Origin of the sequence: Acetobacter malorum (genome assembly GCF_002153605.1) — a bacterium.
GTDB classification, from domain to species: Bacteria; Pseudomonadota; Alphaproteobacteria; order Acetobacterales; family Acetobacteraceae; genus Acetobacter; species Acetobacter malorum_A.
The window spans coordinates 1-249 of record NZ_JOPG01000075.1 but is presented as its reverse complement, the minus strand read 5'-3'; the positions used below and the strand labels follow the sequence as shown (position 1 = coordinate 249).

Here is a 249-nt window from a genome sequence, read left to right as displayed (position 1 = left end):
GGTGACCTGTGGGACAGTCAACAGGTCGGTATTTGAATGAATCGTCGTTGTCGACGGGATATAAAACCCTTCTGTCAGCACACAATCTTCTACGACTGCATTATGCCGGACTACGCAGCCTCGCTCTACGGTGCAATTGAAGATAACCGAGTTAAAACCGATAAAAACCTCATCACCTACAGTGCACGGCCCATGAATGATCGAACGATGCGCGATCGAGGTTCTCGACCCGATCGTGACGGCCGCGCC

The 249-nt window shown here is 51.8% G+C and carries 1 protein-coding gene; it reads right to left on the bottom strand.

Going from position 1 to position 249, the window contains the following annotated elements; all coding sequences use genetic code 11:
- Nucleotides 1-198: LbetaH domain-containing protein (locus HK23_RS13965; RefSeq protein ID WP_475638743.1), on the bottom strand; the 198-nt coding region annotated here is incomplete at its 3' end.
- Between the last annotated feature and the right edge of the window lie 51 nt (nucleotides 199-249).